This is a genomic window from Nocardia sp. 2TAF39 (genome assembly GCF_052114905.1).
Lineage (GTDB): Bacteria > Actinomycetota > Actinomycetes > Mycobacteriales > Mycobacteriaceae > Nocardia.
Genome location: NZ_JBFRFQ010000009.1, coordinates 4,404 through 22,323, shown reverse-complemented (window position 1 = coordinate 22,323; position 17,920 = coordinate 4,404). Strand labels below are relative to the sequence as shown.

Genomic DNA, 17,920 nt, shown 5'->3' with positions numbered 1-17,920 from the left:
GGTTGATGTCGTCCTCGGTGACCGGCAGGCGGTAGGTGGTGACACCGTTCTCGTCCACGTGCTGGGTGACCGCGAGCAGTCCCTCCAGCCGGGAGTTGAAGGTGGTCTCCAGTCGCGGCAGCGTGTCCTGGTTGGCGCGCAGCGCGTCGATGTGGTCGAGAATCCGCCGCAGATCCTGGAATTCGGTGGCGTCCGCGGCGGCCTCGACCTTCACCGGGTCGAGACTGTCGGCCGCGATGCCCTGCTCCTGCAGCCACTGCTCGGCGCTCCAGTCCTCGGGCATCTCCCGTAGCCGCTGCGCGTAGTCCACACCATCCGGTGCCCCCGCCATCCACTGGATGTAGTTCCAGTGCTTCGACTTCTCCTGCAGCATCTCGCGCGCCAATTTCGGAAGCATGACCGGGTCCGGCGCCAGTCGGGTCAGCTCCGCATCGGACGCCGTCGCCAGATCCACCCCCGGCAGCCGCCGCGCCAACTGTTCCCGTGCCGCATCGAGTCGCGCCCGCAACCGGGCCTCGGTCTGCGCGTCCGGCGGCATCCGGTCGGGGTCCAGATCATAGTTCTTCAGCGGGATATCGCGGCCACGCACCTGCGGCAGCGTCAGGTCGCCGGCCGCGATCGCATGGATTCTCCCGGCCAGTTCCTCCAGGTCCGCCACTGTCGCGGACAGCCGCCGGAATTCCTCGCCCGATCGCGAATGCACTTCGTGCATCGCCTGTTCCAGCTCGGCGAGCTGTTCGGCTCGGCGGGTGAGGTTTTCGATCGCTTCGAAGCGCTTGAGTACCTCATAAGGCTGATTCAGCCGCCTCAGCACCGACGCGGGCACATTACCCCGAGCCAGCAGTTGGGCGGCTTCGTACTGCAACTGAGCGGCCGTGCGCAACCGTTCCGGCGGAATCCCGAGTCCCGCCATCGCCTCGCGTGCCTTCTCTTGGTTGATCATAAGCCGCATCAGGGCCGGCCCTGGCTCCAGTAGCGGCGCCATGACCGGGTCCGCCTCCAACTGCGCCGCCAGGCGCGCGTCGGTGCGCGCCATCCGGATCAATTCCGGCCCCAGATCCGCAGGATGCGATGGCTTAGCCCGCCTGGCCCGACGTTGCTCCGGCACGGCCGCCCGCCGCGGCATCGGCGACGGCTCCGGCGTCGGTGGGCCGGTCTGGGCCTGCAGATCGTCGACCGCGTCCTGGGTGACGCCGACCGCGAAGTCGTCGCCGGCCCGCGGCCGGGTATCGGCCCCTTCCCAGCCTGGCAGCGGCGCGGCATGCCCGGTGTTGTCCAAAAACAGCGCCTTCACACCCGGACCGCCCGGAGTGTCCGGTCCCGGCGCAAAATTGGCGCGCAGCTCACCCTTGCCGGGATCGCGCAGCTCGATGCGCACGGTGCCGTCCGGGTTCACCCGCCGCACCAGCCAGCGCACGTGCCCCATATCGCCGTTCGGACCCGGCTCGAACACCATGACCGCGACACCGTCGCCCTTGCCGCCCGGAATGCCTCGGTCCGGGTTCGAGCGGGACATCCCGCCGGGCTTCTGGGCGTCCAGCTGTGCGCCCCATTCCTTCAGCCGAGTGACCGCCTCGCCGATGCCACCCAGCCAGTCCGCCTGCCCGCCGATCTGCGCCTCGATCTCGGAAACCAGCATCCCCGCCAGCGGATCCGCCGGGCGCACCCGGACATCGGTGCGGTTGAAGACGGTCAGGATATCGGCGAGAACCAAAGGGCCACACTGGTTTTCCAGGTGCGGCCGGTCCGCTGCAACGTAGCCGGCCAGTCCGTCCTCCACAAGCGGGATCGGCTCTGAAACCGAACCCGACTGCCCGAGCAACGCTTTCACCTTCCCCCACCAACGCTGTCGCAACCCCTCCGCGTTGGCCGGCTCGGGCGCGAACAGGGCCTGATGTAACGCTGCTCGCTGCTTCAGCCAGGACACATAGATCTGTGCCGCCTCGACTCCATTGCCGGTAACAGCGTGCCAGGCCGCTATCCGAGCCGGATCGGTCAATGCCGTCAGTGCGGAAAGTCCCGATACCGCTCCCTCCGGGAAAGCCTCCCCCGGCCTCAGCTGTCCCCACCGGTTGGAGCCATGGAACCCATAGGGAGACAGTTGTCCTCGCCAACGGAGGAACGCGAGCGATTCACGCCACCGCGAAAGCTCGCCGGACATCGGGAGAGCGCCTTCTTCCCGATAGGTTTCGAAGGACTGTCGCAACGCTTCTGGGAACGTGCCCGCAGGAAGTCTCTTGCGCGCGCCATCACCGACATGCTCGAGTTCGTGCCGCAGAACCCTGCGGACATACGGCGACGGCATGTGCACATCCCCGAGTGCCTGCCGCTCTGCTTCCTCCATTCCGATGACCCACGCACGGTTGGTGACCGTCCTCCGGTCGATAACAACAGCCCGGTGCCCGTCATGGAATGTGACGCCCGAAGCCAATACGACTCTCGTTCCGCCGAAATGGCCGGCCATATCGGCGAAAATGATCTCCCGAAGGTCGTATCGGCCGTTATGTGTGGCTATCCAGTCTCGGATCTCCTGATCGGCGGCTTCCAGGTATTCGAGATCGGCGTCCTCCCAACCGTGCAACCGGATGTGGTGGTCGTCGTACAAGGCATGTACCAGACGGATCCGGGCCGCATCGGTAGGATCCATTGTCGAAGTGGCCATATCGGCGCTCGGCTCGACCGACGGCACCGCAGGACGCGGTTCGGTGAAATCAGCCCAAACTTCCAGCCACGGTTCCGTAGCCCACCGAATGCCCGACCCCTCCAACCGGGCCGCCAGCTGCGAATCCGCCATCACACCGGAGTCAACCGGGCTTTCGTTATCGAAGTAGGGTTCCCCGTTCTTGAAAACTTCGACCGAGACATGCAGCGTTCGGAAACCGGCCTCGTCGGTGGACAACCGCAGCATGGCTTTCACCGTCAACACATCGTCACGCAGATCCGGTTCTGCCGACTCCAGATAGCGCAACGCCTTCGTCGTGGCCTGGTGCACCATTGCAGTCGCCGCATCGACCTGCGCCTGATCACGCCACTCCAACGCCCGCAGCTGGTCACCGAGCGCACGAACGGCGGCGCCCACATGCTCGACCTGACCTGGCAGGAACTCCAACCGCAGATCCGGAGCGGTCAGCCTGGGCTGCGCCTGCAGATTCCGAATACCGGTGACCAGATCGGTCGGCTGTGCAAGACCGTGGACACTGAACTGTTCCGCGGTCGGACCCACCTGGTGGGCAGTGAGCCGCTGTTCCAGCTCCTGAACAGTGGCCCTGGCGTGTTGATGCCGCCAGGTCAGCTTCCGCAGTTCCTTGTCCTGCCGCTGTGGATCAACCCAATCCAGTTCCGCCGCATATCGATTCGAAAACAGCTCGGTCAGATCCGCTGTTCGCGTCGACAGGGCCGACCGCAACTGTTGAGCGGTGGCAGTCCATACCCGGGCCGCGTCGGCGACTCGCAGCAGCAACCGATACTGCTCGCGCGCAGTGTCCGGTTCGGCGAAAACCAACTCAGCAGCCTGGCCGATCATCCTCTCGATCGCGTGATAGCGCTCCACCACCTCACGCAGCAACAGCCCGTTTCGGGACCTGGCTCCCGCCCACGGCCCCCGCTCGAACCGCTGCAGCGCGGCCTCGTACCGTTCCGGCGACCACAGGTCGGCCTCATGCACCGGCAACCGCCGCGCCAGCGCCTCGACATCCGCTGCGGCGGAGTCTCGTTCGGCGATCAGAGTGGAATAGCCTCTGGCCGAGAAGGCATTCGGGTCCAGCACCGCGCCCGGTGGGCTGCGGCCGGGAAACCCGCGAATGAAGCCTTCCGGGGCGTCGCCGCGGCCGATGACCGCGGCGGGGACGCGGGATTCCTTGAACGGGATTTCCGGACGGCCGCGTTCGTCGAAGACGATGCCGAAGACGTCCATTACACCCTGGCTCGCCCGCCTGCGCACCCATTCGCGCACCTCGATGTCGCCGGTGTAGGTGCGGGGCACCCCGTGCTCGTCGACTTCCCGAACTACCACCGCACCTGCGGCATTTCGGCGAACCCCGAAGGCGTGTCCGCCGACGCCGCCGAAGCTCATCACGCCCGCCACGGCCCCACCGTTGTCGTGCACGTGGCCGATCACATCCCACAGCGAATCGAATCCGCCGGGATGCCAGTCACCGCCGACCGCGCGGGCGATCTCGCCCTCGGTGCGGCCCTGGATCCGCGCCGAGCCTTTGTCCACCAACGGCGGCGCGGTCGCCGGACGTCCGGTAACCTCGGCGATGAATTCCCGGATGAAGTCGACCACCGGCGGGGCGCAGTTGCCTTGCAAGACGTCCGGGATATCGAGCATCAGCGGTTCCCCGGCCAGCAGCGTGGGCAGCTCGGCCAACAGGACATCGAAATTCGGCCCGACATTGAGGTGTTCGGCCGAGGATCGGGGGGCGGGCGCTGCGTCGCGGGCCAGGATCTCCAGCGCTTCGGTGAGTTGGTCGAGCCGACCCGTCCAGTGCTGCCAACGGTGGTGTTCGACCTCTGCCTCGGTGTGCCGGCGGCGATCGGATTCCAGCCGACGGACCCGCATCCGGTTGCGGTGCTGGGCCAGTGCCACCCTGCGCAGCGCGGCAGCCAGCGTGTCGATCCCATCGATCCGGCTGTTGGCGACGAACAACGAGCTCGTATCGGCAATCACCTGGTCGAGGTCGAACAATTCCGCGGCAGCCAATATGGTCGCATCCGACCGAAGCATCCATTGCCCGGTCAGGTCCGCGATGAACAGCGGGGTCAACTGTTCCTCGGTGACCCGCAGGTCGAGCTCCAGGGAATTGATCAGGTCGACCAGTGCCGCGGCCTTCTCGGTGCGCAGCATCCGCAACCGAATGCCGGTGTGTGGTCCCACGCTATCGGGGTGAACACCGAACGGCCCGCCCAGCTCGATCAGCCTGCTCCGGTAGATATGCAGGCCTGCTGCCGTTTCGTTCTGCAGCCGCAGCAGCATCGAGCTCAGCTCACCGGTGGTGCTCGGCCGGGCCGTCTCACCGCCGTAGTTCCGCGGTTTTCCGGCGGTGGCCTGCGCCAGCACCTGCGCCACCCGGTTGTCGAATTCGTCAGTCAGCCTCGGCAACTCGCCGTCGCGCTGGTCGAGTACCTCGGCCAGCTGGGCCAGATCCACCAGCTCCCGGAACCGCCGCACCAGGTTCTCCGGCGCCCCGGTCCGCGCCGCCCGCCCCTGCAAGTCGTCGACGGAGCTCAGTGTGTGGGGATCGACCCCTAGATGGCCTGCCAGCTCCCCGCTGACGGTGGCCAGCTGCTGCTGCAACCGCTCACGGGCCGGTATCCCCAGGTGCGGGGCGAACGGGTGCAGATCGTGTCGCCGGACATCGATCTCGCCGCTGTCGGTCAGATAACCCCACGCGTCGACCCAGCCGAGGTGCCGCGCCTGCTCATCGAGTTGCGCCAGCGCCGCCCGCAGCTGCCGTCGCTGGTTCTTCGGCAGCGTTGGACCGTCGAGAACCGCCTCTTCCAGCATGCTGAGTTGCTGAATGCGCTGCTCGAGCCGCTCGACTTCCTCGAGCATCCGCCCCTGGGAGAAGTAGTGCTCGAAATTACGTGCCACTGCCCGCATGTCATTGGACTGGCCGAACTGCTCGCGCATCACATCGAGGATGAACTGGCCGCGGGCATCGCCCTGCAGATCCTCCGGAGCCAACCCGTAGGCCGATGCCACGATTTCCCGTGCCGTGCTGCGACCAGCGATCACCGCGTTCCAGATATCCGATCCGCGCCCCACCGGCCCCGGCCCGTGTTCCCTGTGCAGCACGGCCCGCAGTCGCGCCAACCGGATTTCGGCGTGCCGGCGCAGCCGCAGCACGTCGGCGCCCGGTTCCGCCACAGCGCTGCGTCCGACACGGAGTTCGGCCGGGACACGCTCGTACTCGGCGTCCCTCGGGCCGGGGAACCGCAGCGCTTTGCCCCGCTTGTCGAGGTACAGCCCCCATAGCGCGCCCCCGGCCAGTTCATGGACCGGGTCGTCCGGGTCTTCCGGGTTGAACGGCCGGAAAATACCCCGGCCCGGGTCGCGGAATTCGATCCACGAGGTGCCGTCGCTGCGGACATGACGCACCAGCCAGAAGGCGTGGCCGAGATCCCCGTGCGGGCCTTCCCCAGTGACAGTCGGGTCGAACACCATCACCGACATGCCGTCACCGCTGCCGGGCTCCACCGCGTGCCGCGCGGCACCCCAGTTGTCCAGAATCCGGGCCACCTGCCCGACACCGCCGCCGAAAAGCCGCGACTGGCCGCCGATCAGATCCTCGATATCCCGGACCAACATGCCCGCCGACCCGGTATTCGCCGGAATCGGCAGGTCCCGGCCGGTCAACCCCCGGAAATCCGCCAACAGCCACTGCCCACACAGGTTGAGTTCGTGTGCGTACGGCAGTGATTCGTAGGGAACCACCGAATCATTCAGCGGCGCAACAGCTTCCATGGCACGGATATGCTGTAGCAGCTGTCGGCCGCGGGCGAAGAGGCCCGCGATCGGGACCCGCAGCTCACCAACCGGACCAGACGGACCGGCCTGCGAGCCAGGAATGCGCTGGTGCAGTTCACGAATGCGTTCGGTCGCCACACGGTGACCGTCGATGACGGCACGCAGTTCGGGGGTGCGCCGATCCGGGTCGATCAGGCCCTCTTCGCGGAGACCTTCCAGCTTCCACAGCACCTCGCGCAAGGGCTGGGCCAACGCCAACTCCGCCGCGGTGGCCTCGGTCTCACCGCCGACCGAGGCGATCCGCCGCTGCGCCGCGGCCCATTGCATTGCCGCGTAGGCATAGTCCGCCAACACGCCGTCCGACCGTGAAGCAGCCAACTCCAAGTAGCCCCGGGCGATCCGGTTGGCCTCGTGGTAGCGCAATGTCGTGGCCCACAACGCGGCGTCATCGCGGACCATCTCCGCCAGCGGCTGCAAGGGCCGAGCGCGCCTCTCCAGCCCGCGAAGCTCATCCAGGTACTTCTCGGTACCCAGGCGGTCCAAGTCGCTCAGGTGTACCGGCAGCTGCCGCTCGGTGACCAAGGCGGCCATCTCCGCGGCCGCGATATCCCGCTCGGCGATCACCGCATCGAAACCGGAGCGCGACTCCGCCGGGATCAGCGCCACCCGCGGATCGGAGTCTGATACCGCCGCAGCTTTCGGTGGCTCGGGCACAATGAACGGTTGCATCCCGTCGAACCGGCGGTCGAGCTCTTTCAGCTGTGCCACCGCCGAGCGGTACTCGTAGTCCGCCTCGTTCTGCGCCGGGTCTCGGCGATCCCTGGGTGGCAAGGCAAGGTCGCGGATGCCATTTCGCATCGTGTCGACCCCTATGGAGGGGTACGCCATCTCCAACTCCGCCACCGCGGCCACTGTCTCGTCGACCGCCACAGCCAACCCGCGCCGCGCCGCGATCCACTTCCGCGCCCTGGCGGCGTAATCCCGCGCCAGCCCCTCCACCTGCGACAGCTTGTATGGATCCTGTTCGGCAACAGCAATATTGACCAGCCGCTCAGCTATCCGCTCGGCCTGCTGATACCGCAACACCGCGCCCCACAACGCGAACTCGTCGCGTTTTCGCTCCGGGCCAGGACGACCCACAATAAAATCAACGTTGGCCCCCAACCTCCACAGCTCATCCTCATAGCGATCCGACTGCAATCGCGCAGGATCCACCGGCAGCTGCCGGTCCACGACCAACGTAACTATCTCCGCTGCCGCAGCATTCCGCTCCGCGAGCACATCGACATAGTCCGACCGCAATTCCGCCGGAATCGCCGCAGCCGGGACGACATTCCCCTCGTAGTCGGCTCCCGGCGAGTCATCACCGCCTTTCGGGCGGGCTCCGACCATGACGCGCTCGTCGCCCAGATATGGGCGGTCTTCGAACGTCACCAGCCGCTTGCCGTCGGCCCCGATTTCGACGCCGTCGATCTGGCCGGCGTCGACGGCAGCACGGTCCAGCCAGGGGTCCACCTCGTCCGGGTCGATCCAACCCCGGCTCGCGCCGCCTTCGGCCGTCGCAGCGCGCACCAGGCCCGAAGAAGGCGTGGTGTGTCGGGCGACCGGGTCTGCGTTGTCGTACACCACCACTCGGCCCAACCACTGCTGCGGCAGGTGATGTTGGTCGATCAGGTCTTGGGTGACCCGGATGACCGCGAAAGCGTGGTGGCCCACGTTGTTTTCCAGCTGGATCACACCACCGACCGCTATCCGGCCGCCGTGGCGCACCGCGTGCACCGCCGCGGCGAGACCGCGACGACCATGGCCGAACGGCCTATCCCGCCATCCGCCCTTCAGGCCGCGCGCGAACTGTTCGTCGGTGATCCCCTCCAGCTCCACCTCGCCGTCGACGACCACCGGCTCGATGTCGGCACCCACATCACCCAAGGCGTCCTTGATCCGCTGCTGCACTTCGGGACCGCAGATCTTCCGCTGTTCGTTGCCGAACAGGTGCTCGCGCAGGTGACCGATCTCGGGTGGCGCGGCAGGCGGCTCGACTGTGGCGGCTTCGGCCAATGACGGCCCCGTGGCCCTCACGACCGGCGCGGCGCTGCCGTCCACGACGCCGACGGCGGAGGTGGATCCGTAGAACCGGGTATCGGACAGCAGGCTTTGCCCGGCCGCATTTCTGGCAACCTCGTCGATCACCCGCTGCCGAGTGGGCGATGCCAACGCCTGGTCCAGCTGATTGTCGAAGTAATCGATGTGGTCGGCGATCTGCTCGGATTCGTGCGCGGCAATGACCATGTGCCGCAGCCGTGCAACGCGCAGCGCCAACGCCTCGGTCACCGGGTCCGACTCCGACTGCGCATCCCCCAGCCGCGCCAGTTGGGTTTTCGCGTCGTCGAGCAGGGTGCTCAACCGCTGTCGCCGATGTTCGGGTGCGCCGAGATCGTCCATGGCGACACCGGCCTGCTCGGCCAGCGCGCGCAATCGAGCCTCGATGTTCAAGCGTTGCCCCGCCAGTCGCAGACGTTCTCCCGCGACACTGTCGAGCTGCCCGGACTGTACCGACAGATGCTCGGCTACCCGGTTCCAATACCCGTATTCCGTGGCCACCGCGGCCAGCTGACGCAACGAACGTCGCCGCAGGTCCGGGACGCCTATCGTCGCGGCCGGCAGCCGTCGAGAATAACTGAGATAGGGTCGGGCGAGCACCTGGTTCACTTGACCCGCCGCAGGGTCGTGCGGCAGGTCCATGTCCGACGGGAACGACCTGATGTGCGCATCGCGCATTTTCCGGTAACGCTCGTACGCTGCGGTCCGCTCCCCGGAGGCTTGCCGCAACGCCCCCTCCACCGCGTCGATACCCCGAGCCCAGGTTTCCGTCCGCCACAGTTGATTCGCGACGTCCATCGCATGCTGGTAGCGCAGGCACGACTGCGCGATGGTGCGTTCCGTGCCGCCCAGGTCCGGTACATCTGCCAGGATGCCGATCTGGGTCATGCTCAGTTGTAGCGGGTTCAGGTCCAACAATTCGGCCAAGGCGGCGACCCTGGTGTCCCGACCGTCGCGCAGCAGGTCGATATCGGCAGCACTCAGTCCGTCCGGGTGTATCCCGAACTCCTGTCCCGCCGCCGCCAGCGAGGCGCGCAGAGCGGTGCGCTGCACACCAACGTTGCCGGCGAACCGGGACAGTTCACTGCCCAGTCGGATATCGGCCGCCGTGTGCAGCGGACCGACCGGCACGGCTAGGGCGGTGTCGAACGCATCCATGGTTTCCTGGGCGAGGGCCGCCCAGGTTGCCCGCAGCGGGTCGGTCGCGGCGACGGCCCGACGGATGAGTTCGCGGCTTTCGGCCTTGTCGATCGGGTGCTGCTTCAGGTGCGCGTCGCGGACCGCGTCCAGCGCGGTGCTCCACGCGGGGAGTGCGGTGGCGAAGCGCCCGGCCGCAGCCAACCATTGTGGCGAGTGCACGTCCCTGGTCATCTCGGCCAGCAATACCGTGACCTGATCGGCCATGTCGGCCAGTTCGTGGTAGTGGTTGGTGTGCGCGGCCAAGACCTGCCACCCGGACGGCTGGGTGTGTGACGAGTCGAGTACCTGGTTCGGCAGCGGCCTCGGGACGGCGGGCGACTCGGGTGATGGACCCGCCAACCGGTTGAGTTCGGTGAGGAATCCCTTCGAGCGCAGCCTATTCCGCGAGTCCTGGTCCGCACGTTCCGCGCGTGTCGGGTTCAACTCGTTGAATTTGTCAGCCGCGTTGTCCATTTCGCGGAGGGCGGCATCTCGTTGGGTGGTGAGGGTGTGGAGTGTGTGTTGGAGTTGGGTGGTGGTTTGGTCGGGTGTGAGTGGCGGTGGGGGGGTGGGTGGTCGTTCGGCCAGGCCGAGGGCTGCGGCGCCGAGGCCGGGGTTTTCGGGGAGGGCGCCGATGTTGGCGATGGGGTAGGCGATACCGGCGGTGGGTGGGGTGCGGCCCTGGTGGTCGAGGGGGTGGACGGCGGTGGCGTCGGGGTTGATCGCGATACCGTGCAGGCCTGCCACGGTGGTGGGCAGGCTGTGTCGCCATTGTTCGAAGGGGATCGGGGGGCGGTCGGTGTCTTGGACGATGAGTTGATGGTTTTCCCAGTGCAGTTCGACGGCGTGCGCGCCAGCCACACCGCGGTGTTGGAAGCCGGGGAAGGCGACCGCGGCGATCATCACACCGTCTTGCGGGACCGCGGCGGCCAGCGCGTCGAAATCGGTGAACCCGTCGGGGTTCCAGCCCGCGCCGGCGAGATGCGCACCGAAAACGCCGTCGACTCCGTTGTCGGGAACCCCGTACATGTCGATCAGCTGTATCCGGTGTCGCAGCTCGGCGAGCACGGCCGGGTCGGTGTGGGGGTCGCGGCGCAGTCGGGTCAGGATCCTGGACAGCCCGCTGCGGGCGGCTTGCGGGAAACAGTTGTTGGCCACCCCGTGCAGGTGATGCGACGGCTCCCACGCCGTGATCCCCGGGTCGGGGGCGTCGATGTCGATGCGGTCCTGGTGGGCGGCCAACGCCTCGTCGTCGAAGGCGTGTAGCACCAGGTCCGGGTCGGCGTGCGGCCGTGCGTGGGTCTGCTGGTGTGTCGGGGCGAGGTCGTCGTGGCCGACCAACACCACCTGCGGGAGCGGCTGGTCGGTGTCGGCCCGGGTTTGCAGCATCGTGGCCACCGTGCGCGCCAACCCGGCACCGTCGGCCCCCAACCACACCACCGCCGCCGTCGGGCGGGCGGCGGTCGCGACGTCGTCCACCGCCGCCGCGGTGGCCTGCATCAAGGTCGCCACCCCGGCCTGGGAACGTTGATCGACCGCGTGGTAGCGGACTTCCTCGGCGGCGTCCAGGTCACCGATCACCAGCATCGCCCCGGATTCACCGACCATCTGCACTGCCGGATGCCCGGGCACCTGCGCCGCCCACTGCTGCGCCGCCGACAGCAACTCGACCTGCAGGTTCGTCCACTGCTGGCGGCGGGGGTCGCTGTCGGTCTGCTGGCGTGCCCGGCGCAGCTTGAGCCGCATCGCCTCGTCACGGACCTGCAGCGGCAGCCCCTCGGCTGGGGCGAGTAGTTCCGGGACCGCGGTGATCAACGCCCGCCGGGTCCCGGAATCGGTGATCGCCCACAGCGTCGCGAGGTCCGCGGGCGACGGGGTGCCGTCCGCGGTGGGGGCGGCGAACCATTGGATGGTCTGCCAGCGCCGCCGCGCCCGCTCACGCTGCGCCGCGCTCACCCCGGGGTCGTCGGCGGGCAGGGTCGGGCGCGGGGTGGCGGCCATGGTGTCGCGTCCGTCGCCGTGCTCACGAATGCGCTGCTGCAGACGCAGGATCCGGCCCTCGGCGCGGTGACAGCGCTGCGTGAGGTCCTGGACCCATCCGATCCGGGCCACCAGCTCCTCGGAAGCGGCCAGCTGCGCGGTGACCTGCCGTAGCTGGTCGGGGTCCGCGGCGACCTCGCTCGCCAACTGCCGCAACACGTCCTGCTCGGCGGTCGCTTCGCCCACCAGCTCCCGCAACGCTGCCAACGCGCTGTGATGACCGTTACCGGTCAGATCCGCGATCGTGACCGGCAGCGAACCCAGCATCCCGGCCAACCGGCGCCGCGCGTCGCGGCTCTCGGCGAGCAGCATCCGGTAGCCGCGCGCCAGCCCGGGCGGGATCTGCAGGCTCCCGTCGCGGGAGCTGGTGGCACCCAACCGCATCCCACTACGGGCCAGGATTCGTCCCGCCTCGGTGTAGTCGGCGGCCGCGGCCGCTACCGCCGGATCACCCAGCAGCGCAGCGACATCGATCCCGGCATCGTTGTCCAGTAGCCGCGGCAAATCCGCCAGCAGCCGCGCCGCCTGCCCGCGGCCGCGGGCCAGTAACTCCTCGGCCGCGTCCACCACCGCCGTCTGCAGCCCGCGCCGCGACACCGCCCAATTCGACAACGCCAACAGGTAATCGGCGTCGTCATCGGACCATTCCCACGCCGGGCGGGCATCCGGCCGGGTCAGCCACCGCCCCCATCGACGCGCCTGGGCGTCGATGTCCTGGAAATGCTTCGCCGCCAACTCCACCCGCAGCCACACACCCCGCACCAGCCCCGCATCCGCCATTTGTTCGGCGACCGCAGCCAACCCCTGCGGGGTCACCAACCCCTCCGGGTCCACCCCCACCTCCGCGGCCACCCGCCACAACTCGTCGCGGGCGAGACCGTATTCCTCCGACAACACCCGATACGACCGACGCAACCAGACCGGGATCGTCGCGGCAGGCGGGGGCAGTCGCCGCGGCGTCGTCTCCACGGTGGCCGCCGACACCAACGCCACCGTGACATTGCCCGCAGCACCCAGCAGCGCCCGACGCACCAACCGGGTACCCATATCGCGCAGGTCACGGTTGTGCCCGTCATCGAGCACGACATCCATCTCACCCGCCTCGGGATGGCCGGCCCACAACCCGCGGGTGGCCACCACCACCACATCCGTCGCCGCCAACTCACCGGTATGCACATAATCCCCGTGCAGCGGATCATCCCGCTCCCGCGGACCCTCACCACGACCCAACACGTTCGGGTCCTCATCGGTCACCGTCTCCGACTCCCCACGCGCCCGCAACACCTGCACCCGGGTATCACCGACACTGCCCGCGGCATACCGCGACGGTTGCCCGTCCCGACCCGCCGACACCACCACCGCCGCGATCGTCGTCTTCGGGGGATGCGGATCCTGGCCGTAGTCACGCTCGGTCAACGCCACCACCGCCGCCTGCGCGGCATCGATAGCCTCACGCACCGCCCGCCGCGCCTGCTCCGGAGTGAACTCGCCCTGCTCGTCGGAAGCGAAACCGGCCAAACGCTCCCGCGCTACCTGCGCGGCCACCCGCGCGGCCCGGAACCCACCACTGCTGGCCTCATCACCATGACACACCACCGAAACCCGGACCGGCCCGGCCGGGGTCGCCACCACCTCACAATCCACCCAATCCTGATTGACCGGCCGCGCCGGATCCGTCCCCTGATCACTGACCCCGAAAACCTCACCCAGATCAGTATCGAAATACGCCACCGGCCCCTCCCCACCATCGGCGACAGCCACACCATCGGCGACAGCGGCGCCAACATCGAACTCGACTCGGCCCCAGCCACCATCCATCCCCGCGACCGGACGCAACACCGGATCGGCAGCCAACCGCGCCGCGGCAGCATGCACCGCCTGGGTGGCCTCCTCCCGCAGCCGGGCCGTCGCCTCGTCCACCGGATCCGCGGCCCGCAACGCGGCATCAGCCCCATTCCACCGCGCCACCACCGCACCGAAATCCCGCAACCGCTGCCGCTGCTGCAGCGAAAGCCCCACACCCACACCGGTGCCGGCACCGACACTCAGTGTCTCGACCAGCGCATCGATCCGGGTCTGCGTCTGTGCCAGCCGGCGCGCGGCCCGCCGAACGACGGTACGCGCCTGCCGCTCCAGCGGCCCCAACCCATCCACCGGCCGATGCCCGGCTTCCCGATCCAGTCGGCGGGCCTGCCGCAACCCCTCGGCCGCCTCGTTCAGTTCTTGCCGCGCCAGGTGATACCCGGCCAGATCCGCCACCCCGGCCCGCAACACCGCATCAGCCACCCGCCCCGGCGCGGGCCCCGATTCCGATTCCGGTTGCGGTTGCGGTGTGGTGGGCGGGTGCAGTTCGGTCGCAGCGCACGACACCGCGACCCCGGCCAGGGCCCGGTCTTCCGGAGAGTTGTCGACCAGTGCGGTCATCGCCTCCGACAGGCCCCGCCCGGTGGTGAACTCCCCCGCCAGCGACGCCGTCGACCGTGTCGTGCCACCCAGCCCCGCGGTATGCGCCAACAACACCTGGGACCCGGTGACCGCGCCACTGCTGATGTAATGCCCCGGATCCGTCGGCGGCCCACCCGCAGAAACAACGCCGGTGCCGCCGGTGCCGGTGCCGGTGCCGTGAGTGTTGTCGGTGCCGGTGCTGTCGGTGCTGTGGGTATCGGAGCTGTCGGTGTCGGAGCTGTGGGTGCTGTCGGTGTCGGTGCTGTCGGTGTCGGTGCTGTCGGTGCTGTGGGTGTGGGTGATGCTGAGTCCGAGGGTATGGTCGCGTCCGGAACCCTCGACCGTGACCGGGCGGGAGTCGTCCGGGTTGTCCGGGTCCAGGAGCACGACCCGGTCCCCGCCTATCGAGCCCGCGGTGAATCCTCCCGGCTCGCCATCGATCCCGGCATCCAATATCACCACCGCGATACTGGCTTGCGGTGGCGCGGCACCGGCGAGTAGTTCGGTGTCGATCTGTTGGCGCACCCGCGCACGGATCTCGGCTTGGGCTTGTTCGCTGAGCGGGTCGGCGTCGGGCCCCAGCGCGGCCTGCGCCGCGGCGAGGGCCTCGCTGATGCGGCGGGCCTGGTCCTGGCGGGTCAAGCGCACCACCGCGGCGTGGGCGGCATCGATCGCCTCACGCACCATCTGCACCCGGTCGGCTTCGGTGACCGGTGTCTGGGGATCATGCTCCTGCAACGAGGTCCGCACACTGTCACGCGCCGCCGCGGCCGCGACCGGCGCCGCCCGATACCCCTCGGCACTGCCCGCCACCCCCGCCGAGGTGACAGCCAACCGGAACGGGCGACCCGCCACCATGACGACCTCACCGATCATCACCCCCCGGTCGGCGTCACGCTGCTGATTCGCCTCGGTGACACCGACCACCGAACCCGCATCGAGCTCTTCACGCGCCAGCGTCTGCCACGAATCCCCCAACGCATCAGAGCAATCGAACACCCGACGGATCAGCCGACCCATCTCCGCCTCCGAAACCCGACCACCCCAACCCCGCGGCTCGGCAACCGCATCTACGTCAGGCCCGGTGACCGCGTCAGGCCCGGTGACCGCGTCAGGCCCGGTGACCGCGTCAGGCCCGGTGACCGCGTCAGGCCCGGTGACCGCGTCAGGCCCGGTGACCGCGTCAGGCCCGGTGACCGCGTCAGGCCCGGTGAGCGCGTCAGGCGCGGTGAGCGTGTCGGGGTCGGTGACCGTGTCGGCTGCTGGGGTGGGGGTGGGTGGTTGGGGTAGTTGTGCGGTCAGCTCGTCGATCTGGCGTGTGAGTTCATCGATCTGTTGCTGGGGTTCGGATTCTTCCAGTGCGCGTCGTTGCTCGGTCAGTCGCTGTCTGGAGGCGGCGAAGGCATCGCGCTCCCGTGTCAGCTGGTGTTGCTTGTCCTGCAGCGCCCGCTGTTGCTGGTCCAGCTCCCCCTCCTGGCGGGCCAGTTCTTCCTGCGTCAACGGTGGCCCCTCCCGCCACCGGGGCCCTTCTCCTTGCGCCAACCGCCGCTGGGCCTCCCAGCGGCGGCGGTCCAGCTCGTCGTGGTCGGACTCCAGCGCGCGCAGGTCCGATTCCCGCTGCGCGATCTGTGCGTCATCCCGCGCGATCACGGTGTCCAGCCGCTGCTGCTGCGCCTGCAACTGCGCGGCCGCCTGGCCCTGCAGCTGGCGCAACCGCGCTATCTCGGCGCGGACCTCGCCCGGGGTGCGGGCCGGCGCGTGCGGGTCGGGCGCATCCTCCGGGCGGGTTGTCTGCGGGCCCGGGTGCGGGTCTGGTTGGGGTCGACCGTAGGTTGTCGCGTCATGCGCCTGTTGGGCTGCGGTGGCCCACGCCAGCGCGTTCCTCGCATGGGTGATGGTGTCGTCGAGCCATTGCCGGGAGTGCGTAGCGCGGTCGTTGATCCGGGCCCGCAGCCTCGCGCACTGGTCGACGACGGTGGAAAGCTCGTGGTAGTAGTGCGCGTTCGCCGACACCACCCGCCACCTCGGTGAGGAATCGGGCCTTCGGGCCAACTCGCCCTCGAATCCCGTGGTCAGCAACACCGCACGAGCGTCGGCATCCAGGCCCGCCGCTGTGGCCGCGGTGTGCAATTGCCCACGAGCCGCCTCCAACTGCTGGTCCAACCGTGCCAGCACAAAACCCAGCTCCTGGCGTGCCTGTAGCTGCGCCCCCGCCGCGGCCCCCCCGGCCGGCGTGGTGGTGAACCGCGCCAGCAACTCGCGGGCGGCCTGCAGGTCCTCGGCCACCGCCGGCGCGCGCCGCACCACCGCCGCCAACCTGCGCAGCGGCTCACCCGCGGCGGCGTCCGCACTGTCACTCAGCCGCGCCAGCTCCGCGTCGAAGTCCCCGCCCAGCAACCGGTGCAGCCGCGCGCGCTCCACCCCCGCGGCCAGGACCCGGATATCGTCCAAGGCCCCGACCCAGTCGCTCACCGCCCCCAGCAGTCCCAGAACCCGCTGCTGGTAGGCCATCTGCTGCAGCGGGGTCAACGTGAGATCCGGCGGCTGCGCCAACGCCTCTTGCAGCATCCGCATCGTCTGCTCGATCTTGTGCAGGTGAGCGACGTTGTCACGCAACCGCTCCCGCGCCGCGAGTAGCCGCGCCTGATCCTCGGCCGTCATCGTGTCGGTGACCACAGGCGCCGGCAGGCCGTCCAGCACCTGCGCGTAGCGATCCGGGTCACGCAACCCATCGAGCACCTGCGGGTCGGACACCCCCGCCGCCCACACAGCATCATCGAATTGTGCACGGGTGTCGCGATGCTCGGCCCGCAACCGGTCCAACGCGTGATCGCGTTGCCGCTGCAACCGGTCTCGCTCGTCCGCGTCGAGGAAACGCCGCACCCGACGGCGTTCGTCCTCATCGTCATCGTTGGCGACGTTGACGGTGTAGGGAGTCAGTTTCGAACCGTCGAACCGGATCCCGGTAACCCAGATCTTGTTCGTCACCCCCGGAATCGAGTCCGGGGTGAAAACCTTCTTCAACCCCGTCGACGGGTCGAAGATCATCACCACACCATGCTCGAACGTCAAATGCACGACATGCCCGCCGACATCGTTACCGCCCGAGGTATCGAACGCGAACACCGTGACCAAAGTGCCGCCCTCACCCAGAATCATCGTCTGATGCTCGAGCTGCTCGAACCGCGACATCCCCCGCCACCGCTGCACAGTCATCTGCCCGGCATCCGAAGACAGCTTCAGCAGCCGGTCTCGTTCCGCATCAGCCTTGGTCTCCAACTCGTGTTCACGCTCTTGGGTCCGCTGCGCCTCGACCCGCCTACGGTTGGCGGCACGCTCTTCCAGATTCCCGATACGCGCCTCCAGCACCTGCTGCGTGGTCTGGCCCGTGCGGGCGCTCACCCGATCCAGCTGCGCCTGCAAACCCGCATCAATAGGCTGCCCCTCGCGCAACCGCCCCAGCGCCGCCTCCAACCGGGCCTGGGTCCGACCCACCCGCCTCGTGCGCTTCTTCTGCCGCGCACGCTGCTCGGCCTTCACCCCCTCAGCCTGCTCACGCAACCGGCCACGCTCAGCCGCAGCCTCACTGTAGAGACGTTTCGCCTCCAACGACGGACTCGCCGCCAGATTGCTCCCCGACAGGATCAACTCCGCACCGATCTGCCGCTGAAACACATCAGAACCCAA

The 17,920-nt window shown here is 68.5% G+C and carries 1 protein-coding gene (running past one end of the window); it reads right to left on the bottom strand.

Going from position 1 to position 17,920, the window contains the following annotated elements:
• A protein-coding gene (locus tag AB4Z47_RS07600) for a LacI family DNA-binding transcriptional regulator (RefSeq protein WP_441949028.1) crosses the window boundary here: on the bottom strand, window positions 1-17,920 show its beginning. It extends 46,634 nt beyond the left edge of the window; the window shows 17,920 of its 64,554 coding nt (coding positions 1-17,920); it begins with the start codon at window positions 17,918-17,920; the stop codon falls past the left edge of the window.